Annotated in this window: 25 protein-coding genes and 2 tRNA genes; 11 read left to right on the top strand and 16 right to left on the bottom strand. The window is 70.7% G+C overall.

The genetic code is table 11. The annotated features are described in order from the left end of the window. Nucleotide 1: 1 nt before the first annotated feature. From ettA to msrA, 4 genes are all read right to left on the bottom strand, one after another. Nucleotides 2–1,684 (bottom strand): energy-dependent translational throttle protein EttA, encoded by a 1,683-nt coding sequence (gene ettA, locus AC59HU_RS12905; RefSeq protein ID WP_497223828.1) that lies wholly within the window; start codon nucleotides 1,682–1,684, stop codon nucleotides 2–4. A gap of 2 nt (nucleotides 1,685–1,686) precedes the next feature. Continuing rightward, nucleotides 1,687–2,205: a DUF6993 domain-containing protein gene (locus AC59HU_RS12900; protein WP_497223827.1), complete on the bottom strand. Its 519-nt coding sequence runs from the start codon at nucleotides 2,203–2,205 to the stop codon at nucleotides 1,687–1,689. A 116-nt stretch (nucleotides 2,206–2,321) separates the two neighbouring features. Next, nucleotides 2,322–2,873 carry a single-stranded DNA-binding protein gene (locus tag AC59HU_RS12895; RefSeq protein ID WP_497223826.1) on the bottom strand — a complete coding sequence of 184 codons (552 nt, stop codon included), beginning with the start codon at nucleotides 2,871–2,873 and terminating at the stop codon, nucleotides 2,322–2,324. Nucleotides 2,874–3,019: 146 nt separating this feature from the next. Further along, nucleotides 3,020–3,547, bottom strand: coding sequence for a peptide-methionine (S)-S-oxide reductase MsrA (gene msrA, locus AC59HU_RS12890; protein WP_497223825.1), 528 nt, complete (start codon nucleotides 3,545–3,547; stop codon nucleotides 3,020–3,022). A gap of 52 nt (nucleotides 3,548–3,599) precedes the next feature. On the opposite strand from msrA, the gene AC59HU_RS12885 reads away from it, so the two are divergent. The 3 genes from AC59HU_RS12885 (at nucleotide 3,600) to AC59HU_RS12875 (ending at nucleotide 4,957) form a co-directional block, all read left to right on the top strand. Beyond that, complete coding sequence (locus tag AC59HU_RS12885) at nucleotides 3,600–3,824, top strand: hypothetical protein (RefSeq protein ID WP_497223824.1); 225 nt, start codon at nucleotides 3,600–3,602, stop codon at nucleotides 3,822–3,824. Between the two features lie 66 nt (nucleotides 3,825–3,890). Further along, a complete protein-coding gene (locus AC59HU_RS12880) occupies nucleotides 3,891–4,853 on the top strand; it encodes a hypothetical protein (protein WP_497223823.1) in 963 nt (320 codons plus the stop codon). A gap of 28 nt (nucleotides 4,854–4,881) precedes the next feature. After that, nucleotides 4,882–4,957, top strand: a tRNA-Arg gene (locus AC59HU_RS12875). 50 nt (nucleotides 4,958–5,007) lie between these two features. Here AC59HU_RS12875 and AC59HU_RS12870 read toward each other — a convergent pair. Beyond that, nucleotides 5,008–5,226 carry an SCO4848 family membrane protein gene (locus AC59HU_RS12870; RefSeq protein ID WP_497223822.1) on the bottom strand — a complete coding sequence of 73 codons (219 nt, stop codon included), beginning with the start codon at nucleotides 5,224–5,226 and terminating at the stop codon, nucleotides 5,008–5,010. A 71-nt stretch (nucleotides 5,227–5,297) separates the two neighbouring features. On the opposite strand from AC59HU_RS12870, the gene orn reads away from it, so the two are divergent. The 4 genes from orn to AC59HU_RS12850 all read left to right on the top strand — a co-directional run bounded on the left by orn (nucleotide 5,298) and on the right by AC59HU_RS12850 (nucleotide 7,780). Then, nucleotides 5,298–5,918: an oligoribonuclease gene (gene orn, locus AC59HU_RS12865; protein WP_497223821.1), complete on the top strand. Its 621-nt coding sequence runs from the start codon at nucleotides 5,298–5,300 to the stop codon at nucleotides 5,916–5,918. Nucleotides 5,919–5,966: 48 nt separating this feature from the next. Then, nucleotides 5,967–6,042, top strand: a tRNA-His gene (locus tag AC59HU_RS12860). Between the two features lie 88 nt (nucleotides 6,043–6,130). Beyond that, a complete protein-coding gene (locus tag AC59HU_RS12855; RefSeq protein WP_497223820.1) occupies nucleotides 6,131–6,481 on the top strand; it encodes a metallopeptidase family protein in 351 nt (116 codons plus the stop codon). Between the two features lie 48 nt (nucleotides 6,482–6,529). Then, on the top strand, nucleotides 6,530–7,780 hold the full coding sequence (locus AC59HU_RS12850; RefSeq protein WP_497223819.1) for a D-alanyl-D-alanine carboxypeptidase family protein: 1,251 nt from the start codon (nucleotides 6,530–6,532) through the stop codon (nucleotides 7,778–7,780). 152 nt (nucleotides 7,781–7,932) lie between these two features. Here AC59HU_RS12850 and AC59HU_RS12845 read toward each other — a convergent pair whose 3' ends face one another. From AC59HU_RS12845 to AC59HU_RS12825, 5 genes are all read right to left on the bottom strand, one after another. After that, nucleotides 7,933–8,445: a nucleoside/nucleotide kinase family protein gene (locus tag AC59HU_RS12845; protein ID WP_497223818.1), complete on the bottom strand. Its 513-nt coding sequence runs from the start codon at nucleotides 8,443–8,445 to the stop codon at nucleotides 7,933–7,935. Between the two features lie 3 nt (nucleotides 8,446–8,448). Further along, the gene (locus AC59HU_RS12840; protein ID WP_497223817.1) at nucleotides 8,449–9,246 is read right to left on the bottom strand and encodes an energy-coupling factor transporter transmembrane component T family protein; all 798 of its coding nucleotides are present in this window, start codon (nucleotides 9,244–9,246) and stop codon (nucleotides 8,449–8,451) included. Then, complete coding sequence (locus tag AC59HU_RS12835) at nucleotides 9,243–10,823, bottom strand: ABC transporter ATP-binding protein (RefSeq protein WP_497223816.1); 1,581 nt, start codon at nucleotides 10,821–10,823, stop codon at nucleotides 9,243–9,245. The genes AC59HU_RS12840 and AC59HU_RS12835 overlap by 4 nt, the downstream gene beginning before the upstream one ends. Before the next feature lie 3 nt (nucleotides 10,824–10,826). Then, entirely contained in the window at nucleotides 10,827–11,465 is a 639-nt protein-coding gene (locus AC59HU_RS12830) for an ECF transporter S component (RefSeq protein WP_497223815.1), read from the bottom strand. A 222-nt stretch (nucleotides 11,466–11,687) separates the two neighbouring features. Beyond that, a complete protein-coding gene (locus AC59HU_RS12825) occupies nucleotides 11,688–12,053 on the bottom strand; it encodes a hypothetical protein (protein WP_497223814.1) in 366 nt (121 codons plus the stop codon). Between the two features lie 88 nt (nucleotides 12,054–12,141). Between AC59HU_RS12825 and glgX the strand changes: the two genes are divergently transcribed. From glgX to AC59HU_RS12805, 4 genes are all read left to right on the top strand, one after another. Beyond that, nucleotides 12,142–14,367 (top strand): glycogen debranching protein GlgX, encoded by a 2,226-nt coding sequence (gene glgX, locus AC59HU_RS12820; protein ID WP_497223813.1) that lies wholly within the window; start codon nucleotides 12,142–12,144, stop codon nucleotides 14,365–14,367. 48 nt (nucleotides 14,368–14,415) lie between these two features. Then, on the top strand, nucleotides 14,416–16,773 hold the full coding sequence (gene treY, locus AC59HU_RS12815) for a malto-oligosyltrehalose synthase (RefSeq protein WP_497223812.1): 2,358 nt from the start codon (nucleotides 14,416–14,418) through the stop codon (nucleotides 16,771–16,773). Between the two features lie 73 nt (nucleotides 16,774–16,846). Further along, nucleotides 16,847–18,631 carry a malto-oligosyltrehalose trehalohydrolase gene (gene treZ, locus AC59HU_RS12810; RefSeq protein ID WP_497223811.1) on the top strand — a complete coding sequence of 595 codons (1,785 nt, stop codon included), beginning with the start codon at nucleotides 16,847–16,849 and terminating at the stop codon, nucleotides 18,629–18,631. A 93-nt stretch (nucleotides 18,632–18,724) separates the two neighbouring features. Further along, the gene (locus AC59HU_RS12805; protein WP_497223810.1) at nucleotides 18,725–19,702 is read left to right on the top strand and encodes an NAD(P)-dependent oxidoreductase; all 978 of its coding nucleotides are present in this window, start codon (nucleotides 18,725–18,727) and stop codon (nucleotides 19,700–19,702) included. Here the strand turns inward: AC59HU_RS12805 and AC59HU_RS12800 are convergent. From AC59HU_RS12800 to AC59HU_RS12775, 6 genes are all read right to left on the bottom strand, one after another. Further along, nucleotides 19,699–20,589, bottom strand: a complete 891-nt coding sequence (locus tag AC59HU_RS12800; protein ID WP_497223809.1) for an NAD-dependent epimerase/dehydratase family protein — start codon at nucleotides 20,587–20,589, stop codon at nucleotides 19,699–19,701. The genes AC59HU_RS12805 and AC59HU_RS12800 overlap by 4 nt on opposite strands. Continuing rightward, nucleotides 20,577–21,710: a mandelate racemase/muconate lactonizing enzyme family protein gene (locus AC59HU_RS12795; RefSeq protein WP_497223808.1), complete on the bottom strand. Its 1,134-nt coding sequence runs from the start codon at nucleotides 21,708–21,710 to the stop codon at nucleotides 20,577–20,579. The genes AC59HU_RS12800 and AC59HU_RS12795 overlap by 13 nt, the downstream gene beginning before the upstream one ends. Beyond that, nucleotides 21,707–22,864 carry a hypothetical protein gene (locus AC59HU_RS12790; RefSeq protein ID WP_497223807.1) on the bottom strand — a complete coding sequence of 386 codons (1,158 nt, stop codon included), beginning with the start codon at nucleotides 22,862–22,864 and terminating at the stop codon, nucleotides 21,707–21,709. Before AC59HU_RS12790 ends, AC59HU_RS12795 begins: the two co-directional genes overlap by 4 nt. Before the next feature lie 121 nt (nucleotides 22,865–22,985). Further along, complete coding sequence (locus tag AC59HU_RS12785) at nucleotides 22,986–23,813, bottom strand: ABC transporter permease (RefSeq protein WP_497223806.1); 828 nt, start codon at nucleotides 23,811–23,813, stop codon at nucleotides 22,986–22,988. Then, nucleotides 23,810–24,547, bottom strand: a complete 738-nt coding sequence (locus tag AC59HU_RS12780) for an ABC transporter ATP-binding protein (protein ID WP_497223805.1) — start codon at nucleotides 24,545–24,547, stop codon at nucleotides 23,810–23,812. The genes AC59HU_RS12785 and AC59HU_RS12780 overlap by 4 nt, the downstream gene beginning before the upstream one ends. Before the next feature lie 100 nt (nucleotides 24,548–24,647). After that, on the bottom strand, nucleotides 24,648–25,277 hold the full coding sequence (locus AC59HU_RS12775) for a helix-turn-helix domain-containing protein (RefSeq protein ID WP_497223804.1): 630 nt from the start codon (nucleotides 25,275–25,277) through the stop codon (nucleotides 24,648–24,650). Between the last annotated feature and the right edge of the window lie 123 nt (nucleotides 25,278–25,400).

Raw genomic sequence — 25,400 nt, 5'->3', positions numbered from 1 at the left:
GTCAGTCTCTCGTCAGCTTGCGGTACGTCGCGCGGGACGGCTTCGCCGCATCGGCGCCGAGGCGCTCGATCTTGTTCTCCTCGTAGGCCTCGAAGTTGCCCTCGAACCAGTACCAGTTCGCCGGGTCGTCGGCCGTGCCCTCGTAGGCCAGGATGTGCGTGGCGATGCGGTCGAGGAACCACCGGTCGTGAGTGATGACCACGGCGCAGCCCGGATACTCCAGGAGGGCGTTCTCGAGGCTCGACAGGGTCTCGACGTCGAGGTCGTTGGTGGGCTCGTCGAGCAGGAGCAGGTTGCCGCCCTGCTTCAGGGTCAGCGCGAGGTTCAACCGGTTGCGCTCACCACCGGAGAGCACGCCCGCCTTCTTCTGCTGGTCGGGGCCCTTGAAGCCGAAGGTCGACACGTAGGCGCGCGCCGGCACCTCGGTCTTGCCGACCTGGATGTAGTCGAGCCCGTCGGAGACGACCTCGAACAGGGTCTTGTTCGGGTCGATGCCGCCGCGGGTCTGGTCGACGTAGGAGATGTCGACCGTCTCGCCGATCTTGAGGTCTCCGCCGTCGAGCGGCTCGAAGCCGACGATCGTCTTGAACAGCGTCGACTTGCCGACGCCGTTCGGGCCGATGACGCCGACGATGCCGTTGCGCGGCAGGGTGAACGACAGGTCGTCGATCAGGATGCGCTCGCCGAAGCCCTTGCGGAGCTTCTTGGCCTCGATCACCTGGGCGCCCAGGCGCGGGCCGACCGGGATCTGGATCTCCTCGAAGTCGAGCTTGCGGGTGCGCTCGGCCTCGCTCACCATCTCCTCGTAGCGGGCGAGACGGGCCTTGGACTTGGCCTGCCGGCCCTTGGCGTTGCTCCGCACCCAGTCGAGCTCTTCACCCAGTCGCTTGGCGAGCTTCGCATCCTTCTTGCCCTGCACCTCGAGGCGCTCGCGCTTCTTCTCGAGGTAGGTCGAGTAGTTGCCCTCGTAGGGGTAGAGGCGCCCGCGGTCGACCTCGGCGATCCACTCGGCCACGTGGTCGAGGAAGTACCGGTCGTGGGTGACGGCGAGCACGGCGCCGTGGTACTGCGAGAGGTGCTGCTCGAGCCAGAGCACGCTCTCGGCGTCGAGGTGGTTGGTGGGCTCGTCGAGCAGCAGCAGATCGGGCTTCTGGAGCAGGAGCTTGGTGAGGGCGACGCGCCGCTTCTCACCACCGGAGAGGTTGGCGACCGGGGCGTCGGCGGGCGGGGTGCGCAACGCATCCATCGCCTGCTCGAGCTGGGAGTCGAGGTCCCACGCATCCGCCGCGTCGATCTCTTCCTGGAGGGTGCCCATCTCGGCCAGCAGGGTGTCGAAGTCGGCGTCGGGCTCGGCCATCTCGGCGCTGATCTCGTTGAACCGGTCGAGCTTGGCCTTGATCGGGCCGACGCCCTCCTGCACGTTCTCGAGGACGGTCTTGTTCTCGTCGAGCTCGGGCTCCTGCATCAGGATGCCGACGGTGAATCCGGGGGTCAGTTTGGCTTCGCCGTTGGAGGGCGTGTCCAGCCCCGCCATGATCTTCAGGATCGTCGACTTGCCCGCGCCGTTGGGGCCGACCACTCCGATTTTCGCGCCCGGGAGGAACGCCATGGTGACGTCGTCGAGGATCAGCTTGTCGCCCACCGCTTTGCGGGCGCGCACCATCGAGTAAATGTATTCGGCCATGATTACCAGTCTATTGGGCGGGTCTGACCCACGAGGCACGCCCCGGTGCCGAGGGCCGGCGCCACGAGGCTGGAGTACTGCCCGTGGCCGTACTGCCCGATCAGGCAGTCGTTGCCCATCTTCACCGAGAACTGCACCGAGTCGGCGGCCACGCCGACGGTCGTGATGTCGGGGGTCACCTGCATCGCGTTCGTGTCAAAGCCGTTCGTGCGGAGGTTGGTCGTGATCTCCACGCCGCCCGCTGCCGGGTTGCTCGCGATCAGGCCCTGGTTCACCGAGTCGAAGAACGCCTTGTTGTCGGCGGCGGTGCCGTTCACGTCGATGCCAGCCGTGGCCGTGGGAGCGGTGGTCGGCGCCGCGGACGCGCTCGGCGCCGCGGACGGGGCCGGAGCGGTCGTGGGCGCCGGATCGGCGGTGCAGCCCGCCAGCACGACGGCGAGCAGCACCGGCGCCAGCCCGGCGGCCGCCATCGTCCACGGCGACCGACGACGGGGGACGCGGTCGATCTGGGTGGTCTGCATCGGTGGCACAAATCCTCTCGGCCGCGGTCTCCCGGGCTGGGCTCGAAACTGCTGCGAGTTTATTCGGTGACGGCCTCCGCCGCCTGGGAGACTGCCGGGGCGGCGGATCACGTGGATCAGAACGGCACGAGCTGATCCTGCCGGTCGGCCTCGCTCCGGCTCCCTGCATCCACTTCTCCGCCGTGCAGCCCCGCCGGCTCTCGAGCCGCCGGCTCGTCCGGACCCGCGAGCGCCCAGGCGCCCTCACCGCCCGCACCCCCGCCGCCGCCGGCCGGGCCGCCCAGGCCGCTGAGGTCTCCCCCGCCCGATCCGCTGACCGACCGGGCGAAGACCGAGGTGCCCCAGCTGAGGTCGTGCCCCACCGCATCCGCCTCGATCTCGACGCTCGTGCCGGACTTCTCGCCGTTCTCCCACGCCCGGATGCGCAGACGCCCGGCGACCACGACGTGCTGCCCGCGTTCGAGCGAGGCCGCGAGGTTCTGCGCGAGCTGCCGGAAGGCGGTCACCGTGTACCAGTTCGTGTCGGTGTCGACCCACTTCTGCTTCTCGCGGTCGAACCGCCGCTGGGCCGAGGCGAGACGGAAGCTCGTGATCTCGAGCCCGCTGTTGGTCGTGATGTGTCGGGGCGGGGTCGCGACGATCCCGGTGACGGAGGTGAGGTCGGGCATGGGCTGCTCCTTGCAGTCGTGCCGCACGTGGCGGCGTCGTTCGTGTGGACGCACCGAGTCTCGGCGAGGTCGTACGACGACGGAGGACCGGGGCCCGATCTGTGGAAAGGGCCCCGGTCCTCGGGGGGTGTGCAGGAGCGGGTGGGTCAAGCCGCCTTGATGTACTTCGCGTAGGCCTTGCGGACCTTCGTCACCTTCGGCACCGCGACCGCCATGCAGTACCCCTGGCCGGGGTTCTTGGCGAAGAAGTCCTGGTGGTACTCCTCGGCGCGGTAGAACTCGCCGAGCGGTTCGAGCTGGGTGACGATCCCGCCGTCCCACAGCTCGGCGGCGCGCTCGAGGGCCGCTTCGAACAGCGCCTTCTGCTCGTCGCCGTCGTAGAACATCGCCGAGCGGTACTGGGTACCGACGTCGTTGCCCTGGCGGTTCAGCTGGCGCGGGTCGTGGAGGGTGAAGAACACGTCGAGGATGACGTCGGCCGGGATGACCGCGGGGTCGAAGGTGACCGCGACGGCCTCGGCCTGACCGGTCGTCCCGGTGCAGACCTGCTCGTAGGTGGGGTTCGGCACGTCGCCGCCCGTGTACCCGGACACCACGTCCTGCACGCCCTCGAGCGTGCGGTAGACCGCGTCCAGGCACCAGAAGCAGCCGCCGGCGAGTACGAAGGTTTCCATGCCCCGATCCTACGTCGGCGTGGATGTCGGAGGGTCGCCGTAGCGTCGGATCATGACCACCACGAACAGCACCACGACCGGCCCGGCCCTCCGCCGCATCCGCGACGGCTACTGGCGCGTGACCGCCGCATCCGGGCTCGTGCTCGGCTACGTCGAGCAGATCGACGACGACGGCGAGCAGCGCTTCGCCGCGTCGCGACTGCTCCCCTCCTCCCACCGTGTCGTCGGCATCGGCGAGTTCCGCCGGCGCGACGAGGCCGCGGAGTGCCTGCGATGAGCGCGTGCGCTGACGCACCGGCCCGGCTCCCCGGCATCCCCCGCGACCGGGGGTAATCTGCGGCTCATGGAATGGTGGAATGGATTTACCGGCTGGCTCACTTCGTCGAGCGGGGCGTACGTCGTCTCCGACATCGTCCTCCCGGCGGCCGCCATCATCGTGGCCGGCCTGCTCGCGGCCTGGATCGCGAGTTCGGCCGTCAAGCGACTGCTCGCCAAGCACGACCGCGAGCTCAAGATCTCGGCGATCGCCTCGCTGATCGACGCCGCCGAGCAGGCCTCGGTCTGGAACTCGCTCACCCCCCAGGAGCAGATCCTCGCCGACCGATCCACCGGCCAGGCCGACATCCAGGTGCGCCTGCTGCCGATCAAGGGCGCCGATGTCGCGGCCAACTGGGCGGCGCACGCTCTGGCCGAGATGAAGCGCAACTCGGCCACCTTCGGCTACCAGGTCGAGCCCGCCGTGTTCGAGTTCCGCGACCGCCTCATCGAGTGGCAGCAGCGACCGGGCCGCGCCAAGCGCGTCTTCCAGAGCGACCTCGAGCGCTGGGAGACCGAAGACGCCTCGAGCGAGAGCGAGCTCGCCGCGCAGCAGGATGCCTGGGTCGCCCAGCAGCACCACGCGCAGTACGGCACGCCGTCCGGCACCGCGAACGCCTCCGCGGGTGCGACGTCGTCGGCCGCCGGATCGGCCGGATCGGCGCAGCCCTCGTCGGCCTACGATCGTCCGAACGCCTTCGACCGGCCGAACGCGACCACGCCCGCGGCGTCCGCTCGCCCCGACTACACCGACGTGCCGACGCAGGCCACGCCGATCGCGCCCTCCGCGCCGCTGCCCCCGACGCACGAGCCGCGGCCGACCGTGCAGCAGGTCGCCTCGGGCACCGGCAGCCGCGGTCTCGGCGGGCGCTCGCAGACCCCGTCGTTCAGCGATCTGGAGACGACGACGGATCCGGGCGAGGCCCGGGCCGCCGGCGAGATCCCGCCGCCCGTGCACGCGTTCCCGCCCCGCGCCGGCAGCAACGACTGACTCCGGCGGGTAGTACGCTTTTCGGGTCGCCCCTGTAGCTCAGTGGATAGAGCACCGGCCTTCTAATCCGTTTGTCGCTGGTTCGAATCCAGCCAGGGGCACCACGAGCCCGGCCTCGACCCGCTCGAGGACGACTGACTCAGGCGCGACCCGCTCAGGCCGAGACGAGCGCCACGATCGCCACCAGGAGCGACACCGCCGCGATCAGCAGCGAGATGCCGATCAGCACCGCGTGCACGATCAGGAAGCGCGTGGGCCGGCCCGTCGCATCCCGCGCCCGCTCGTCGCGGCTGACGCGCTTGTAGAACTGGGGCCAGACGATGGCGTTCCAGACGGCGTTGACGAGGAGCAGGATGGCGAGCGCGATGATCATCGCCCCCATTCTACGAGCGGCTTCGGGCGCCCCGCGGGCCGGTGTCGCCGGGCCGGAATAGACTTCCCTGCATGAGTTCCTCCTCCGACCGTCTCGTGTGGATCGACTGCGAGATGACGGGGCTCGATCTCGAGCTCGACGAACTGGTCGAGGTCGCGGTGGTCATCACCGACTTCGACCTCAACCTCGTCGACCCCGGGTTCAGCATCGTCATCAAGCCCGACGACTCCGCCCTGGCGCACATGAACGACTTCGTCACCGCGATGCACGAGTCCTCGGGCCTGCTCGAGGAGATCCCGCTCGGGGTCACCCTCGCCGACGCCGAGTACCAGGTGCTCGAGTACATCCTGGCCCACGTGCCCACCGCCCAGACGGCGCCGCTCGCGGGCAACACGATCGGCACCGACCGCGCGTTCCTGGCCAAGTTCATGCCCCGGGTCGACGGCCACCTGCACTACCGCAGCATCGACGTCTCCTCGATCAAGGAGCTGGCCCGGCGTTGGTTCCCCCGGGTGTACTTCAACGCGCCCGAGAAGGCCGGCGGCCACCGGGCGCTCGCCGACATCCTGGAGTCCATCCGCGAGCTCGAGTACTACCGCAAGGCGGTCTTCATCGCCGAGCCCGGGCCGACCTCCGCGGAGCTCAAAGTCGTGTCCGCCGACGTCGTGCGCGAATTCACGTCGCGTTTGTAATAGAATGTTTTCTCGTTGCCCCGCAATCACGGTTGCGAGGTGAACATGGTGGATATAGCTCAGTTGGTAGAGCGCTGGCTTGTGGTGCCGGATGTCGCGGGTTCGAGTCCCGTTATTCACCCCACTCGTACGATGGCCCGGAGGAATCCGGGCCATCGTCGTCTCCGGCGGTCTGCACCTCGGGGCGTCGTCGCACCAGCAGGGAGCAGACCGTGATCGACCTCGACGCCGACGCCTTCGAGGAGCTGGTCTCCGACGAGCTCGACGAGCTGCCCGACGACATGCTCGACGGCCTCGACAACGTGGTCTTCGTGGTCGAGGACTGGCCGGAGGACGGCACGCTCGACCTCCTCGGCCTCTACGACGGCGTGGCCCTGACCGAACGCGGGCAGTACGGCTTGGGCGAGATGCCGGACCGGATCATCCTCTACCGCGAGCCCCTGCTCGCGATCTGCGAGGACCTCGACGAGCTCCGCGACCAGGTCCACGTGACCCTCGTGCACGAGATCGCCCACTTCTACGGCATCGACGACGAGAAGCTGCACGAACTCGGCTGGGCCTGAGGCGCGTTGCTCCCCGACGGTGTCCGAGGGTCCGCTTAGCCTGGACCCATGGCGAGGACAGCGGGTCAGAAGGCGGTGCGGGCGATCGTCGTCGTCGTGGGTGTCTTCGTGATCCTCGGCATCGGGCTGTACGGCCCCGCGACGCTGGTGGGTCCGCTGCCGCCCGCCACCGCATCCGTCGACCAGGCACCCGCCGAGTCGGCCGCGAGCGGCGCCCCCACGGTGCCCGCGACCGGCGCGAGTGCGATCGTGGTCGACGGCACGGGGCCCGTGCTCGCCTCCGGCGGCAGCACCGAGGCGGTGCCGATCGGGGGCTCGGCGAAGGTGATCACCGCGCTCGTCGTGCTCGACGCGAAGCCGATGGAGGCCGGGGCGCCGGGCGAGACCATCACGGTCACCGCGGAGGACTACCAGAGCTACGTCACCTACATCTCCGAGAGCGCCCGGGCCGTCTCCTTCATCACCGGAGAGACCTGGACCCAGCGCGAGATGCTGCAGGCCATGCTGCTCGGCTCGAGCAACAACCACGCCGACTCGCTCGCCCGCTGGGCCTTCGGCTCGATGGACGGCTACCTCGCGGCGGCGAAGGCCTGGTTGGCGAAGAACGGCCTGACCAGCGTCTCGCTCGTGGATGCGACCGGCCTCGACGAGGGCGACGTCGGCTCGGCGACCGACCTGGCTCGGATCAGCGCCCTCGCCTTCGCCGATCCGGCCGTGTCGGAGATCGTCCGCAGCGACGGCGCCGCGGTGAACGGCCGCCGGGCCGTCGACAACCTCGCCCGCTACGCCGCCGACGAGGGATACGTCGGCCTGTCGCGCAGCTACACCGATCAGGCCGGCATCTGCTTCCTCTTCGCCCTCGACGTCACGGTCGACTCCGGCACGCAGACGCTCTACGGGGCCTTCCTCCGCGAGCCCGACTGGGACACGGTCGACGCCGACCTGACCGCACTCTCCGCCTCCGCGGCCGCGACGGTGAAGCAGACCCCGGTCGTGACCGAGGGCGAGACCTTCGTCACCTACACGACCCCGTGGGGCGAGACCGCGCACGGGGTGGCGAAATCGACCGAGAGCCGGATGCTGTGGGTCACGTCCCCGCTGAGCTACACGGTCGACGCGCAGCCGCTGACCACCGGCAGCAAGGGTCAGCAGGTCGGCACGGTGACGGTGGGAACGCCCGACGGCGACATCACGGTCATGCTGGTGCTCGACCAGCGGATCAGCGACCCCGGGCCGATGTGGCGACTCGGCAACCCCGTGCCGGTGATCAGCGCGTTCATCGACTCGCGCACCCACTGAGCCGAGCCGCGGGCGCGCTCAGCCCCGGGCCGAGCCGCAGGCGCGCTCAGCTCTGACGCGAGCCGCAAGCGCCCTCAGCTCCGACCCGAGCCGCAGGCGCGCTCAGCTCCGACCCAAGCCGAGCCTCCGGCGCTCTCAGGGCCACACGACCCTCAGGTCTCCACGACCATCGTCGCGAGCGACCGCGGATCCTCCCGCGCGACGAAGCCCCGCCACTGCGCCTCCCAGCGGTCCCACTCCCGCGCGTAGAGGTCGCCGTCGCGGGCGAGGGCGCGGCGCTTGCGCTCCCGGTCGTCGGCCTCGACCCACACGGTCAGGTCGGCGAGCTCCGCGTTCGCACGACTGAGCGCCCCGCAGCCCTCGACGATCAGCGGCCGGGAGGGGTCGACCGCGTGCCACTCGGCCGGGCGCCTGGACTCCCAGTCGTACCGGCGCCAGCGCGGGCCCGGGCCGCCACCGGCCGTTCCCGGCCGTGCGGCCCGGAACGGCCGCAGCACGTCCTCCGTCAGCTCCCGACTCGCCGCCTCGAGGCCGTCCCAGCCCGGGTAGACGTCGTCGAGGTGGATGAGGGTGGGCACGTCGGCCCCGACCCAGCCCGCCTGCATCCGGAGCGCCAGCGCGGTCTTGCCCGAGCCGCTCGGGCCGTCGATCAGGATCACCGTCATCCGTCAGCCGATCACGGGTGTGAACGAGCCGGTGAGGAGGGAGGCCGCGAGGGCTGCGGCGCCGATGGCCGCGCCGATCGCGACCAGCAGCCACTCGCGGGCCCCGAAGGTCGAGGGCCGGGCCCAGGTGCGCACGGTGCTGCCGCCGAAACCGCGCGCCTCCATCGCGGTCGCCAGCTTGCTGCCGCGGCGGATGGAGATGACCAGGAGCGCGAAGGCCTGGTTGGCGAAGCGGCGGATGCGCCCGGTGTCGCCGATCCCCCGCGCCCGCCGGGCGAGCTCGAGCTGGCGCCAGTCGTCGAGGAAGAGCCCGGCGAGTCGGATGCCCGCCAGCGCGCCGAGCACGAAGCGGCTCGGCAGGCGCCAGACCTGGGCGAGCCCGTCGGCGAGGTCGGTCGGGTCGACCGTCGCGAAGAGCACCACGGCCGGCAGCCCGATGGCGAGGATGCGGAGCACCGTCGCGACGGCCAGCGCGATCGAGCCGTCGGTGATGTGCACGACCCCGAACTGCAGGTAGGTCTGCCCGCTCGCGACGCCGTAGAGCAGCGTCGAGACGCCCGCGACCGGGGCGGCGATCCAGATCGGGGCGGTGCGGCGGAAGAACGTGCGCGGCGGCAAGCCCGCCCACGCGAAGAGCACCGACTCCAGCGCCAGCGCGACCGCGGCCGAGACCCAGTCGATCGTGACGAGCAGCAGCACCCCGAGCACGAGGGCGGCGGCGAGCTTGGCGACGGGATTGACGGCGTGGATGCGGCCCTCGCCGCCGACCGCACCGATCAGCGACAGCCCGGTCGCGCTCACGAGAGCCGCTCTCGGGAGCCGACGGTGGCGCCGATCACCAGTTCCTGATCGGCCAGGGCGGAGATGAAGTCGCGGTCATGGGTGACCGCGACCACCGCGGTGCCCCGATCGAGCTGTTCGCCGAGGAGGAGGACGAGTTCGGCCCAGGTGCGGGAGTCCTGCCCGAAGGTGGGTTCGTCGAGCACCAGGACGCGTGGTCGGGCGACGAGCACCGAAGCGACCGACAAGCGGCGCTTCTCGCCGCCGGAGAGCGTGTAGGGGTTCGCGTCGAGCAAGCCGTCCAGGCGCAGGCGGCCCGCGACCTCGGTCACCCGGGCGGCGACCTCGTCGCCGGGCAGACCGAGGGCCTTGAGCGCCACCTCGAGCTCGCCGCGCACCGATCCGGTCACGAACTGGTGCTCCGGATCCTGGAACACGGTGCCGATCCGCGTGAGCAGGTCGCGCGACGCCCAGCCGAACGGATCGCGGGGGTCGAGCGCGCGGTGGCGCCGCCGGGCCGCACGGCTGCGCCGCCGCGGGACGACCCCGGAGGCGAGGCCCTCGCTCGCCGTGACGGAGCCCTCCTCGATCGGGAGGAGCCCGGCCATCGTCAGCGCCAGCGTCGACTTGCCGGCCCCGTTCGGGCCAGTGACCGCCGTCGCCCCGCCGGCGCGCACGGTCGCGTCGATCCCGCGGGCCACGACGCTGCCGGGCACGCGGCCCACCCCGGCGTCCCGGACCACGATCAATTCCTCGCCCGCCGGCCGGGACGCCGGCGCCGCGGGCACAGCCGGCGCCGCCGGCACCGCCCGCACCCGCCGCCCGCCGAGCGGATCGTGCCCGGGTACCCAGACGCCGTCCCGGGCGAGTTCCGCCCCCCGCTCCCGCAGCACCGCATCCGGCGTGCCGTCGGCGAGCACCCCGCCGCCCGGCGCGAGCACCACGACGCGGTCGACGACGTCGAGCCACACCTCGACCCGGTGCTCGATCACCACGAAGGTCGACGGGTGGTGCTCGAGCAGTCGCGCGACCGCATCCCGCACCTCGACGACCCCGTCGGGGTCGAGGTTCGCCGTCGGCTCGTCGAGCAGCACGACCCCCGGCCGCATCGCGATGATGCCCGCCAGGGCGACGCGCTGCTTCTGCCCGCCGGACAGCGCGGAGGTCGACCGGTCCAGGGGCAGGGCGAGCCCGACGGCGGCGAGCGCCTCCTCGACCCGGGGCCAGATCTGCTCGCGGGGCACGGCGAGGTTCTCGCAGCCGAAGGCCACGTCGTCGCCCACCCGGTCGAGCACGATCTGCGAGTCCGGATCCTGCTGCAGCAGCCCGACGGCGCCGCGTCGGTCGGTCGGATGACGGCTGCCGACGGTCAGCGAGCCCTCCTCCTCCCCCTCCTCCGAGCCGCCCAGCACGCCGGCGAACGCCTGCACGAGCGTGGACTTGCCCGCGCCCGAGGCGCCCAGCAGGAGCACGCGCTCCCCCGGGCGGATGACGAGATCCAGCCCCCGCAGGGCCCAGCCGGGGCGACCGGCGTGCCGCCAGCCCCAGCCCGCGGCCTCGAGCCCCAGGGGGCCGGGATCACCCGTCTCGAACGTCACGGCCTAGGCCCGGGCCGCGACCCCGCGGCCGGCCGCGAACCGGCTGAGCGCCCCCGTGCGGGCCAGGCCGCGCATGACCAGGAACGACAGCAGGCCGGCGATGATCGCACCGCTCACGACCCCGGCGATCGCGTAGACGACCTTGAACTCGACCGCGTAACCGGGGTACCAGGTGATCAGGTCGTTGACGACCATCCCGACACCGGCGCCGGCGCCGGCGAGCACGGCGACGTAGGCCCGGTAGTTGCCGTAGAGGAAGAGCGCGAAGACGATCTCGGCGCCGAGCCCCTGAGCCAGGCCCGAGAGGATCGTGAGCGCGCCGCCCCACTGGGTGCCGACGAGTGCCGAGACCACCGCGGCCACGAGCTCGGTGTAGACGGCGGCTCCCGGCTTCCGGATGATCAGGCCGCCGAGCACGCCGGCGAACAGCCAGACGCCGTACAGCAGCGCCTGCGCGCCCGGGGCGACGAACTCGAGCGGGCTGCTGAGCGGCGAGTAGACGAGGTTCCAGATCCAGAAGATCAGGCCCGCCGCGACGCCGATGACGCTGGCGACGACGATGTCGACCACGCGCCAGCGGAACCGGCCGCGGCGCGCGATCGAGGTGGGGACGGTGGACGGGTTTCCGGTGGTGGTCTGCACTGTCGTGCCCTTTCAGTCGGTGGAAGGGGCACGGGTCGCCCGCGATCACCACCGACCGCGCACGCGATGGTGGTCCCGCGGGTCAGAGATGCCTCCCTGCGCTGGCATGATCCAGATCAGGTTCGACGGTCGAAGGTTGAGAACCTTCCTCTCAGCCCGGCTCACCGGACTCCCGTGTTCGGCTAGAGCATACTCCCCACCACCGGCCGAAGCCGGAACCGGCTACTTCTTCAGCGCCCTGACGAACCGGGCGAGCGCCCATCCCGAGGTCACGATCACCGGGATCGAGACCGCGAGCAGCGCGATCAGGTTGGGCTCGAAGGTCGCCTTGCCGTTCTCGGTGACGTACGCCCCGATCGGGATGCTCACCCCGCCGCCGCCGAAACCCTCGCCGCCGGCGTCGCCCGCACCGATCTTCTGGCTCGACGCACCCGGCGAGGAGGCGGTGCCGTTGCCGCCGCCGAAACCGGACCACACCAGGGCCACCGGTACGAGGGATGCGCCGTCGATCTCGACGGGTGCGCCGTACGACGCGCCCACCCCGATCTGCTTGGTCGCGTCTGTCAGAGTCTCCACGAGGTTCGCCATGGGGCCACGCTATCGCGGCGGGCGCCCTCGGAGACAGCCCCAATGGCCGGGACCGGGTAGCGTGAAACCACAATCGACAGGAGAACACATGCAGTCCTGGCCAGGATCGGCCTACCCACTCGGCGCGACCTTCGACGGGAGCGGCACCAACTTCGCGCTCTTCAGCGAAGCTGCCGCCCGGGTCGTGCTGTGCCTCTTCGACGACGACCCGGCCTCGCCGGGTGCTTTGGTCGAGACCCAGGTCGAGATGACCGAGGTCGACGCCTACGTCTGGCACGCCTACCTCCCGCAGGTGCAGCCGGGCCAGCGCTACGGCTACCGGGTGCACGGCGAGTACGACCCGGAGACCGGGCAGCGCTGCAACCCGAACAAGCTGCTGCTCGACCCCTACGCCAAGGCGACCAGCGGCGAGATCGACTGGGACCAGTCGCTCTTCTCCTACACCTTCGGCGACCCGGATTCCCGCAACGACGAGGACAGCGCCGCGCACATGATGCTCGGCGTGGTGATCAACCCGTTCTTCGACTGGTCCGGCGATCGCAACCTCCGCATCCCGTACAGCGAGTCGGTGATCTACGAGGCCCACGTGAAGGGCCTGACCGAGCTGCACCCGGCCGTGCCCGAGGAGCAGCGGGGCACCTACGCGGGCGTCGCGCATCCCGCCGTCATCGAGCACCTGCTGAAACTCGGCGTGAGCGCCATCGAGCTGATGCCGGTGCACCAGTTCGTCAACGACAGCACCCTGATCGAGAAGGGCCTCAGCAACTACTGGGGCTACAACACGATCGGCTTCTTCGCGCCCCAGGGCGCCTACGCCTCCGCGGGCGACCGCGGGCAGCAGGTGCAGGAGTTCAAAGGCATGGTCAAGTCGCTGCACGCGGCGGGGATCGAGGTCATCCTCGACGTGGTCTACAACCACACCGCCGAGGGCAACCACCTCGGCCCGACCCTGAGCTTCCGCGGCATCGACAACGCCGCGTACTACCGACTGGTGGAGGACGACCAGCGGTACTACATGGACTACACCGGCACCGGGAACACGCTGAACGTGCGGCACCCGCACTCCCTGCAGCTGATCATGGACTCGCTGCGCTACTGGGTCACCGAGATGCACGTCGACGGCTTCCGGTTCGACCTCGCCAGCGCCCTGGCCCGGGAGTTCTACGACGTCGACCGGCTGTCGACCTTCTTCGAGCTCGTGCAGCAGGATCCGGTGGTCTCGCAGGTGAAGCTGATCGCCGAGCCCTGGGATGTCGGTCCCGGCGGCTACCAGGTCGGAAACTTCCCGCCCCAGTGGACGGAGTGGAACGGGAAGTACCGTGACACCGTCCGCGACTTCTGGCGCGGCGAGCCCAGCACCCTGGGCGAGTTCGCGAGCCGGGTCACCGGTTCGGCCGACCTCTACGAGCACTCGGGCCGCCGCCCGGTGGCGAGCATCAACTTCGTCACCGCGCACGACGGCTTCACCCTCCGCGACCTGGTCTCGTACAACGAGAAGCACAACGAGGCGAACGGGGAGGACAACAACGACGGGGAGTCGCACAACCGCTCCTGGAACTGCGGCGTCGAGGGCCCGACCGACGATCCGAAGGTGCTCACCCTCCGCGCCCGCCAGCAGCGCAACTTCATCGCCACGTTGCTGCTCTCGCAGGGCGTGCCGATGCTGCTGCACGGCGACGAGCTCGGCCGCACCCAGCTCGGCAACAACAACACCTACGCGCAGGACTCGCCGCTGACCTGGATCCACTGGGATGCCGAGGACCAGCCGCTGATCGAGTTCACCGCCGCCGTGCTGCGCCTGCGCAAGGAGCACCCCACGTTCCGCCGCAGCCGGTTCTTCGACGGCCGGCCCGTCAAGCGCGCCGAGGGCGAGCCACTGCCGGACATCGTGTGGCTGAACACGGATGCCGGCGAGATGCAGCCCGAGGACTGGGACTCCCCGCTCTCCCGCTCGATCGGCGTCTTCCTGAACGGAGAGGGCATCCGGGCCCGCGACACCCGCGGCCAGGCACTCAGCGACGTGCACTTCCTGATGTACTTCAACGCGCACGACGAGCGCGAGGAGTTCGCCCTGCCCTCGGACGAGTACGCCGCGGCCTGGGACGTCGTGATCGACACGGCGGGCGAGGCGGCGGATTCCCAGGTGCTGAAGGCTGGCGGATCGATGACGGTCGAGGCACGATCGATGGTGGTGCTCAGAGTGCACGTCGAGAACGAGGTCGAACCGGATCATTCGGTGGCGGCGTCGCTCACGGCGCAGGCCGACGTGAGTCTCCAGACCGCCCAGATCCCGACCACACCCTCCACGGCCTAGCCGGGAGCGGGGCGGTCGCAGCCGAACTATCGACCAGAAAGAATCCGGATGCGCACGCCCCGCTCCACCTACCGCTTCCAGCTCACCCCCGACTTCCGGCTCCAGGACGCCGCGCGGCTGGTGCCCTACCTCGCGCGCCTCGGCGTCGACTGGGTCTACCTCTCGCCGATCCTGCAGGCGGAGGAGGGATCCCAGCACGGTTACGACGTGACCGACCACTCGCGGATCGACGTCTCCCGCGGCGGCCCCGAGGGGCTCCGCGAGCTGGCCGACGCCGCGCACGACGCCGGCCTCGGCGTGCTGGTCGACATCGTGCCGAACCACGTCGGGGTCGCGACGCCCGCCCAGAACCCCTGGTGGTGGGATCTCCTGAAGCTCGGCCGCGGATCTCGGTACGCCGATGCCTTCGACGTCGACTGGGAGGCCGGGGACGGGCGCATCCGCATCCCGGTGCTCGGCGACGACTCGCTCGAGGCCCTGACGCTCGAGAAGGACGACGCGGGCGAGACGGTCCTCGCCTACTACGACAACCGCTACCCGGTCGCCCCGGGCACGGCCGACGACGGCGCCGACCCCGTCACCGTGCACGGTCGCCAGAACTACGAGCTGGTGAACTGGCGCCGCGAGAGCACCGACCTCAACTACCGCCGGTTCTTCGCCGTGAGCTCGCTCGCCGCGATCCGCGTCGAGGAGCCGTGGGTCTTCGACGAGTCGCACGCCGAGATCGCCCGCTGGTTCCGCGAGGGACTGGTCGACGGACTGCGGGTCGACCACCCGGACGGCCTCGCCGACCCGGGCGGCTACATCGAGCGGCTCTCGGCCCTCACCGACGGCGCCTACATCCTGATCGAGAAGATCCTCGAGGGTGACGAGCCGCTCGAGCCGGACTGGCCCTCGGCCGGCACCACCGGGTACGACGCTCTCGCCGTGATCGACCGGGTCTTCGTCGATCCGGCCGGCGAGGCGCCGCTGGACGCCCTCGACGCCCGCCTCCGCGAGGCCGACGGGCGGCCGCTGCAGAGCTACCACTCCCTCATCCACGACACCAAGCGGGCCGTCGCCGACGGCATCCTGCAGGCCGAGGCCCGCCGGCTCACGCGCGACATCGAGCGCGCCGGCGGCCTGCCGACCCCGACGCCGGCCGCCGCGGTGACGGATGCGGTCTCCGAGCTGCTGACCTGCTTCCCGGTCTACCGCTCCTACCTGCCCGCCGGCCGCGAGCACCTCGAGCACGCGCTGGCCCTCGCCGTGGAGAACCGACCCGAGATCGCCGAGGTGCTGCGGGAGACCGCGGAGGTGCTCGGGCATACCGGGACGGCCCCGAGCATCCGGTTCCAGCAGACCTCGGGCATGGTGATGGCCAAGGGTGTGGAGGACTGCGCGTTCTACCGGTACACCCGCCTGACCAGCCTCACCGAGGTGGGGGCCGACCCCGACCACTTCGCGATCGGCCCGGAGCTCTTCCACGCCGACCAGCAGCGTCGGCTGACCGCCCTGCCCGATTCGATGACCACCCTGTCGACCCACGACACGAAGCGCTCGGAGGACACGCGGGCGCGGATCTCGGTGCTGGCCGAGATCGGCGACGGCTGGTCGGGCACCCTGGCGAAGCTGCGCTCGCTGCAGCCGCTCGGCGACGGCCCGTTCGAGAACCTGCTCTGGCAGGCGATGGTGGGCGCCTGGCCGCTCTCGCGCGAGCGCGCCCACGCCTACGCCGAGAAGGCCTCCCGGGAGGCCGGCGACTCCACCGCCTGGCTCGACGTCGACGAGGCCTTCGAAGAGCGGATGCACGCGGCCGTCGACGCGGCCTTCGACGACCCGACGGTGCGGGGTCTGGTCGAGGGCGAGGTCGCCGCGGTCGAGGCCGCGGGCCGCAGCAACTCGCTCGGCGAGAAGCTGGTGCAGCTCACCGCCGTCGGCGTGCCGGACGTGTACCAGGGCACCGAGCTGTGGGACCGGTCGCTCGTCGATCCCGACAACCGCCGCCCCGTCGACTACGACCTGCGCTCGGACCTGCTCGAGGCGCAGGACGCGGGAGAGCTGCCCCAGCTCGTCCCCGGCCCCGACGACACCGGAGCGGTCAAGCTGCTCGTCACCTCGACCGCGCTGCGGCTGCGCCGCGACCGCCCCGAGCTGTTCACGACCTACCACGGGCTGGAGGCGCGGGGCTCGGCGGCCGAGCACGTCGTCGCGTTCGACCGCGGCGGGGCGGTGACGATCGCCACCCGCCTGCCGATCGGCCTCGCCCGCCGGGGCGGCTGGGACGACACCACCGTCGAGCTCGCGCCCGCCCGCAACGGGTACGTCGACACCTTCACCGGGCGGCTGTACTCGGCGGGCTCGGTTCGGCTCGCCGACCTGCTCCCGATCCACCCCGTCGCGCTCCTGCAGCGCATCGACGACTGAGACCCGCGACCGAGACCCGCCCGAGAACCGCCGACGAGACCCGCGACCGACACCTGCGAATGAGGAACCACCGATGACCGAGAACGACTTCCGCGTCTGGGCCCCCCGTGCGAAGCGGGTCGAGCTCGTGCTCGGCGACCGCACGCATCCGATGACCCGGGAGGCGGGCGACTGGTTCGCCCCCGACCCCGCCGTGTCGTGGGAGGCCGGCCTGGACTACGGCTACCTGCTCGACGGTGAGGGCCCCTACCCCGACCCGCGGTCGCGCCGCCAGCCCGAGGGCGTGCACGGGCTCTCCCGCACCGACGACCCGGGGAGCTTCGACTGGAGCGACGCGGAGTGGTCGGGGGCGCCGGTCGACCGCGCCGAGATCTACGAGCTGCACATCGGCACCTTCACCCCCGAGGGCACCCTCGAGGCCGCCCTCGGCCGCCTCGACCACCTGCTCTCGATCGGCGTGACCCACGTCGAACTGCTGCCGGTCAACGACTTCAACGGCGAGTACAACTGGGGCTACGACGGCGTCGACTGGTTCGCGGTGCACGAGCAGTACGGCGGCCCCGAGGGCTACCGACGTTTCGTCGACGCCTGCCACGCGGCCGGCCTCGCCGTCATCCAGGACGTCGTGTACAACCACCTCGGCCCGAGCGGCAACTACCTGCCGCTGTTCGGCCCCTACCTCGACGACCAGTCGCGGAACACCTGGGGCACCACGGTCAACCTCTCCCACGAGGGCTCGGCCGAGGTGCGCCGGTTCATCCTCGACAACGCCCTGATGTGGCTGCGCGACTACCACGTCGACGGGCTGCGACTGGATGCGGTGCACGCGCTGGTCGACGAGTCCCCGGTGCACCTGTTGGCCGAGCTCTCGGCCGAGGTCGAGGAGCTCTCCGCCGCCACGGGCGTGCGCCGGCTGCTCATCGCCGAGTCGGACCTCAACGACCCGGTCATGTTCACCACCCGCGACGACGGCTACGGCCTGGACGGCCAGTGGAGCGACGACTTCCACCACGCGGTGCACGTCAACCTGACCGGCGAGACGACGGGCTACTACGCCGACTTCGACTCGATCGCGGCGCTCGCGAAGGTGCTGACCAAGGGCTTCTTCCACGACGGCACGTACTCCTCGTTCCGCGAGCGAAACCATGGTGTGGAGCTCGATCGCCGGGCGACCGCACCCTGGCGGCTCGTCGTCGCCTCGCAGAACCACGACCAGATCGGCAACCGGGCGGTAGGCGACCGGCTGACCGCGACGCTGGATCCGGACCGCCTCGCGATCGCGGCGACCCTGACGATGCTCGGGCCGTTCACGCCGATGCTGTTCATGGGCGAGGAGTGGGCCGCGTCGACGCCGTGGCAGTTCTTCACCTCGCATCCCGAGCCCGAGCTCGGCAAGGCGACCGCCGAGGGCCGGATCGCCGAGTTCGAGAAGATGGGCTGGGATCCCGCGGTCGTGCCGGACCCGCAGGATCCGGCGACCTTCGAGAACTCCAAGCTCGACTGGTCCGAGATCGACGACGAGGCCCATCCGGAGCACGCGTCGATGCTCGCGCTCTACCGCGAGCTCGGGGCCCTCCGGCGCGGGCTCCCGGCGGGCGAGGAGGTGCGGCTCTCGCAGATCCACGTCGAGTTCGACGAGGCCGCCCGCTGGCTCGTGCTCCGGCGGCCCGGGATCGCGCTCGTGGTCAACTTCGGCGACACGCCGTTGGGGCTCGCGACGACCGTGCGGCCCGCCGTGCCCGACCTGGAGTTCGGCGAGGTGCTGCTCGACTCGCACGCCCTGCTGACGGATGAGCCCGCCGCGACCGTGGCCTCGATGCTCGCCCCCCACTCGGTGCTCGTCACCCGCCAGGCCTGACCGTCACGCCGCCCTGGCTCGGCGGGCGCTGCCCGAGCTCGCGCGCCGAGCGAGTAATATTGACCTGATCTATATTCTCGAGAAGGGCGGCCGATGAGCGGCGACACGGTTGCGGTACTGGGTCTGGGCACGATGGGGCGCGCATTCGCGGTGAATCTCGCGGCAGCAGGCTTCACGGTCGCCGGGTACAACCGCACCCGGCGGGTCGAGCTCGACCACCTCGGCTTCCCCGTCACCACCGAGGCGGCGACCGCGGTGTCCGGGGCACAGATCGTGGTCGTGATGCTCACGGACGCCCCGGTGACCTCGGCGGTACTCCTCTCCCCCGATACCCTCGAGGCTCTCGAGCAGGGGGCGATCGTCGTGAACGCGGGCACGATCGGCGTCGCCGAGGTCGGTGCGCTGGCGAGCGCGCTGGCCGCGAGCCGACCGGACGTGACCTTCGTCGACGCCCCCGTCTCCGGCAGCAAGGTGCCGGCCGAGCAGGGCACGCTCACGATCCTCGCGTCGACCGACGCCGACGACGAGCCGCTCCGCGAGCGCCTCTCCCCCGTCTTCGACGCGATCGGCCGACGCACCGTCTGGCTCGGGCCCACGGGCGCCGGCAGCGCGATGAAGATCGTCGTCAACACCTGGCTCGTGCACGTGATGCAGGGCATCGCCGAGACGGCCCTGCTCGCCGAGAAACTCGGCATCGGCACCGACGCGATCGCCGAGACGCTGAGCGGAGGCCCGCTCGACGCGCCGTACGCGGCGGCGAAGCTCCGCAAGATCGGCTCGGGCGACTACTCGACCGAGATGGCACTGAGCCTCGGCGCCAAGGACGCCCGCCTGGCCGTCGCGGCCGGGGCCGGGCTCGACCTGCCCGTCTCGGAGCTCATCGCGGTGCTCTGGAGCGAGGTCGGCGCATCCGGGACCGCCCTCGCGGGGCAGGACCTCTCGGCGATCTACACCGCGCTCCGGGATTCGGACCCGCGCGGCACCGAGCCGCGGCACGCTGCCGGGCCCGACATCGCAGATGCTGCCCGCACCGGGCCCGACAGCGCCAACCCTGCGGGCTCCGCCGGCTAGGCCCCCAGCGCCCGCCCGCTCTCGTCGAGGTGATCGCGCCACGACCGCGTCGGGTGCCAGCCGAACAGCTCACGGGCCTTCCGCGAGCTGATGCCCGAGGCGTCCACGCGGTCCAGCGGCCCCACCGGAACCTCGGGGTGCAGCCGGGCCATCGAGGCCGCGAGGTCGCGCCCGCCGATGTTGTCGGCCGCGGCCGCGTACACGACCTCATGGCCCGCGGACTCCGCCTCCACCGCGAGCACGATCAGGTCGGCGAGGTCGGCCACGTCGATGTAGGCCCAGAAGACCGCGGTCGTCAGCTCCGGATCCTCGAAGAACGGGCGCAGGTTCGACTCGTAGCTCGAGGGGGTCAGCACCCAGGTCGGCCGGATCGACACGGCCGTAGCGTCCGACCGGCCGACGAGACCGTCGCAGAGCACCTCGGAGACCCGTTTTGAGAGCCCGTAGGCGTCGTGCGCGAGGTCCGGATGCGTCTCGTCGATCGGGCAGGCGAGTCCGGTGAACGGCCGCGAGGCCCAGGTCATCCCGGAGACCGAGTCGCTCGAGAGGTTGACGAACCGGCGCACCCCCGAGTGGGCCGCCGCCTCCACGACATTGAATGCCGCCGTGACGTTGGTGAGGAAGACGGTGTTCGGAGTGTTCTTCGAGGGCTCCGGGATGCCGGCCGCGTGCACGACCGCATCCATCCCCCGCACCACCGCGAAGGCATCCGCCCCGTTCGTGAGGTCGGCCTGCACGTAGGGCACGGCGTTCGACTCGTCGGCGTCGTAGACGGGGCGCATGATGTCGGTCGCGCGCACTTCGTGCCCGGCGGCGACGAGCGCGGCCACGGCGGCGCGACCGACCTTGCCACGCGCTCCGGTGACGAGGACTCTCAGGCCTGCCATGCGCGATGCGCCTCCTCGATGACGGTCTCGTCGACCTCGATGCCGAGGCCGGGCCCCGATGGTACCGCGATGCGGCCGTCGACGATCGCATCGATGCCGAAGCCCGCCTCGGCCGCGACCCTGTTCATCACCGGCGACAGGTGGAACGGGTACTCGATCACGTCGACGCCGGGCACCGAGGCCGCGACGTGCAGGTTGGCGGCGAAGGAGATCGGGCCACCGTGCAGATGCATCACCACCCGCGCCCCCTTCAGCCGCGCGGTGCGGGCGAACAGGTGCGCCTCGGCGATGCCGCCGCAGATCGAGGCGTCGGGCTGGATCACCGAGATGCCGGTGAGCTCCATCGCGTCGAGCGCGTACTCGGTGCCGAAGAAGTGCTCGCCGTAGGCCACCGGCACGGGCGAGGCCCGCACGACCTGGGCGATCGCGCCGAGGCGGTAGCTCTGCACCGGCTCCTCGAACCAGCCCACGCGGAGATCGCCGAGCCGGGCCGCGATCTCGATCGACTCGGCGACGGTGAAGAACTCGCTGCCGTCGACGGTGATCTCGATCGTCTCGTCGATGCGGTCGAGCTCGCGGCGGAGGTCGCGGAGCACCCGGAGGGAGTTGCGCCAGTCCGCGCCGATCCGCAGCTTGATGATCGAGACCCCGCGGGCGAGCAGCGGCGACAGGAGGGACAGGTGCTCCGACGCATCCCGGGAGTCCAGGAAGTGGCTGTTGCCGGCATAGATCCGCACCGAATCCTTCACCCGGCCGAGCATGCCCGAGACGGAGAGACCGCGCGAGCGCCCCTCGAGGTCCCGCAGCGCGATGTCGATCGCGCTGCGGGCCTGCGAGGCGCTGAACTGGTCGCCGAGGGTGCGCCGGGTCGCCCAGTGCACCTCCTCGAGCGCGGTCATCGCCTCCCCGAGCTCCTTGCCGAGCACGGCCGGCGCGTAGACATCATCGACGATCGCCCGGAGGATCGAGGGGTGCGAGATGCCGAAGCAGTCGCAGCTCTCGCCCCAGCCGACCAGGCCGTCGTCGGTCTCGATCCTGACCACGAAGTACGACATCGACGAGTAGTCGGTCGTCATCCGGAGCGGGAGCGGGGTGAGGGAGGTGATGCGCACGGTCGTCACTTGCCTTCTGCGTAGCTGATCGAGGTGTCGAGGAATTCGTTGGTGTAGATGTCGTCCGCGGTGAGGCCGTCGGCGACCTCCACGTCGGTGCCGGCGTAGATGCCCTTCAGCAGATCGGTCATCCGCGTCATCCGGTCGGCATCGAAGGAGCCGAAGACCCCGTCGGTGCCGTCGGTCACGAGGGCGTCGTCCTTCATGACGTCGTGCACGTAGGCGGCGGCCTCGGGCGAGATCTGGAAGAACTGGTCGATCGCGACGAGGTAGTCCGAGATCGCCTGGTTCACCGCATCCGGCGACTCCATGTAGTCGATCTGGGCGGTCTGCATGGCCGGCACGAGCTGCGCGAGGCAGGCGGACTGAGCGTCGACGACATCGGGCTTGCCCGACCAGGCGGCGGGGTAGATGTCGTAGCCGGAGTCGGCGATCAGGAGCGAGTCCACATCGCGGCCGTAGTCGGTGAACTCGTGCTTGAGCCGGTAGGGCTCCTGGGTGATGTAGCCCTGCAGCACCACGGGCTCCCCGGCGACCAGGCGGGTGACGGAGCCGTCGAACGAGCCGTCGACCTGGTCGGCGCGCACGTCGCCCTGCGAGATCAGGTAGTCCATGTAGGTCGCGCCCTGGAAGTAGAGCACGGTCGCGTCGCCCTTCCCCACCGCGGCGAGGTCGGCGAAATCGTACTTCGTCGGGTCCCAGAGCAGGATCTGCGGGTTCTTCTGCAGCGGGGTAAAGACGGCCTTGGTCGGCTGGTCCTTCGAGAGCTTGACCGACTCGTCGGTGTCGATCATCGCGAGCATGATCGAGTCGTCCGAGTAGAGCAGCGCGGTCGACTGCTGGAAGCCGATGAACGGTCCGCCGGCGCGCACCTCGATGGTGATGTTCGGGTCGGCGATCGCGGGCCCGGAGTAGATGCCGGAGTCGGCGTCGACCGTAGCGGTCGCCGGGTCGATCAGGGCGTAGGCGGCCGAGTGCTCGGGCTCCGGGAACCAGTTGGTCTGGAGCACGACGGTGGAGGGGCAGGCGCTGAGGGCGCCGTCTCCTCCGGCGGCCTGGGCGTCCTGCGCTGTGGGGGCGGAGCTGCTGCAGGCGGAGAGCAGCAGCAGGCCGGATGCGGCGGTGGCGACCGCGACGGTGCGCAGGCGGGTGCGGTGGGACATAGGGGTCTCCTCAGAGGGGTCGGATTGCAGGGGAAAGGGAGGCGGTGCGGGGTGGGGGGGTGGCGCAGTGGTGCGGGAAGGACGCGGTGTACGGATGCGCGATCCGCGCCGAGGGAGAGCTCTAGCGGCCGTCGGGCCGGTACCACGAGCCGACGAACAGCCGACCGAGCAGCCCGAAGACCCAGAACGCCACGAGTCCGAGCAGCGAGGCCAGGATGATCGCGCCGTAGAGCATCTCGCCGTTCAGCTGGTTGCGGTACGTGTCGATCACGAGGCCGATGCCCGAGTCGCCCTTGCGGAAGAAGAAGTCCGCGACGATCGAGCCCACCACGGCCATCCCGGCCGAGATGCGGAGGCCGGTGAACAGCGCCGGGAGAGCGGCCGGGAACTGCAATTTCGTCAGTACGGTCCACCGGCTCGCGCGCTTGAGCGTGAACAGCTCCCGCATCTGCGGGCTGGTCGACTGCAGCCCGAACAGGGTGTTCGTGATGATCGGGAACAGGCTGATCAGCACGACGACGAGGATGCGGCTCTCGAACCCGTACCCGATCGCGAAGGCGATCAGCGGCACGATCGCGAGGATCGGGATGCTCTGCAGTGCCACCGCGTACGGGAACAGCGTGATCTCGACCCACTTGGCCTGACTCATCAGCACCGCGGTCAGGATGCCGATCGCTGTGGCGATCGCGAGACCGACCATCGCGATCACGGTCGAGGTCCAGAGCGGGCCGAGCAGGGCCAGCAGGTTCTTCGGCGTGAGGAAGGCGTCGATCAGCACCTCGTGCGGCATCGGCAGGATGAACTGCCTGGTCGGCGAGAGCAGGAAGGCGCTCGTGACGTACCAGAGCCCGATGAAGACGACCGCGAAGGCGATCGGCAGGATGATCGTGAGCGACCGGCGGCTCGTGCGCGGCCGACGCGGCACGGGGGTCCCGACTCCGGCGGTCATGCCATCGCTCCCCTCAGGCAGTGGGAGATCTCGGCTGCCAGCTCGGCGAACTCGCTCGAGTAGCGCACCTCTTCGCCGCGCTCGTCACCGAAGGGCACGGCGAACTCGCCGATCACCCGGCCGGGTCGTGCGCCCATCACGATCACGCGGGTCGCCATGTAGACGGCCTCCGGGATGGAGTGGGTGACGAAGACGCCGGTGAACCGCTCGCGCACGAACAGGCCGCGCACGTCGTCGTTCAGCCGCTCGCGGGTGAACTCGTCCAGAGCGCCGAAGGGCTCGTCGAACAGGAAGAGCTCGGGCCGGTTGACCAGCGCGCGGGCGAGCGAGACGCGCATCTTCATTCCGCCTGAGAGCTGGTGCGGGCGGTGGTCCTCGAACGCGGCGAGACCGACGACGCCGAGTGCGTGATCGACGCGGGTACGGGTCTCGTCGGCGCCGAGGTGGTCGAGCTCGGCGAAGAGGGAGACGTTCTTCCGTACCGTGCGCCAGGGAAGGAGAGTCGCATCCTGGAACACGTAGCCGATCTGCCGGGTGTCGACCTGGGTGCGGCCGCCCGTGGAGGTCTCGAGGCCCGACGCGAGGCGGAGGAGGGTCGACTTGCCGCAGCCGGAGGGGCCGAGCAGCGCGATGAACTCGCCGCGGTCGATCGCGATGTCGACGTCGCTCAGCGCGACGGTCCCGTCGGGGAACGCCATGGAGACGTCGTCGAAGGTGACGAGGGGTTGGGGCACAGATCCTCCGCAGAAATATTGATGTGCTCAATACTCTGCGGGCAGCGTGTTACTGCGGTGTTACGTCAGCGTGAAGAAATATTGCCCGCGCGAATATCCGCTACGGCGTGTCGCGGTGCAGGTCGGGCATGGCACCGGCCTGCGTGACCAGCAGGCGGGCGGGCCACAGGCCTCGGACGCGCCAGCGGTGCCTCACCCCGCCGGCGAAGTAGAGCGTGTCCGCGGGGCCGAGCACGTGCATCCCCTGGTCGCCGAGGTCGACCTCGATCGAACCGGCGATCACGTAGATGAACTCCGGATGCGGATGCTCGTAGTACTCCTCGAACTCCGGCAGCCGGGTCACGAACTCCATCGGGTACATCGCACGTGCGCCGGCGACGAGCGCCTTCGCCTGCCCGGTGTCCTGGCTGACCATCGCGCCCTCATCGGCGCGGACCAGACTCACCCGCTCGGACTCGATCTCGGCGTGCTGCACCTGGTCGGTGGCGCCGGCCGGCGAGGAGAGCAGCACCGGGGTCGCCGTCTCCAGCGCCTGAGCGATGCGGTGCAGCGACGCCATGCTCGGCCGGGCGCGCCCGCGCTCGATTTGGCTGAGGAAGGGCTGCGACAACCCGGTCAGGCTCGCCAGCTTCACGAGCGTGAGGCCGTGCTCCTTGCGGCGGGCGCTGATCGTGCGGCCGAGCTCGGCCATCATGCCGGCGTCGGCGGCATCCGGGTCGATTTCGGCCATGACGCCACGATATCGGACCGGCCAGGTGCGCCCGGCACCCCGGTGCGGCGGCGACGACGGAGTCTCGCGGCGGATGACGCGAACGACGGATGCTCGGTCCGGCCCGGCCCGCAACCTCCGTCG

The organism is Herbiconiux sp. 320_LB, from assembly GCF_059691755.1.
Note: the sequence above shows the minus strand (reverse complement) of the source record. Positions and strands in the feature narration are given on the sequence as shown.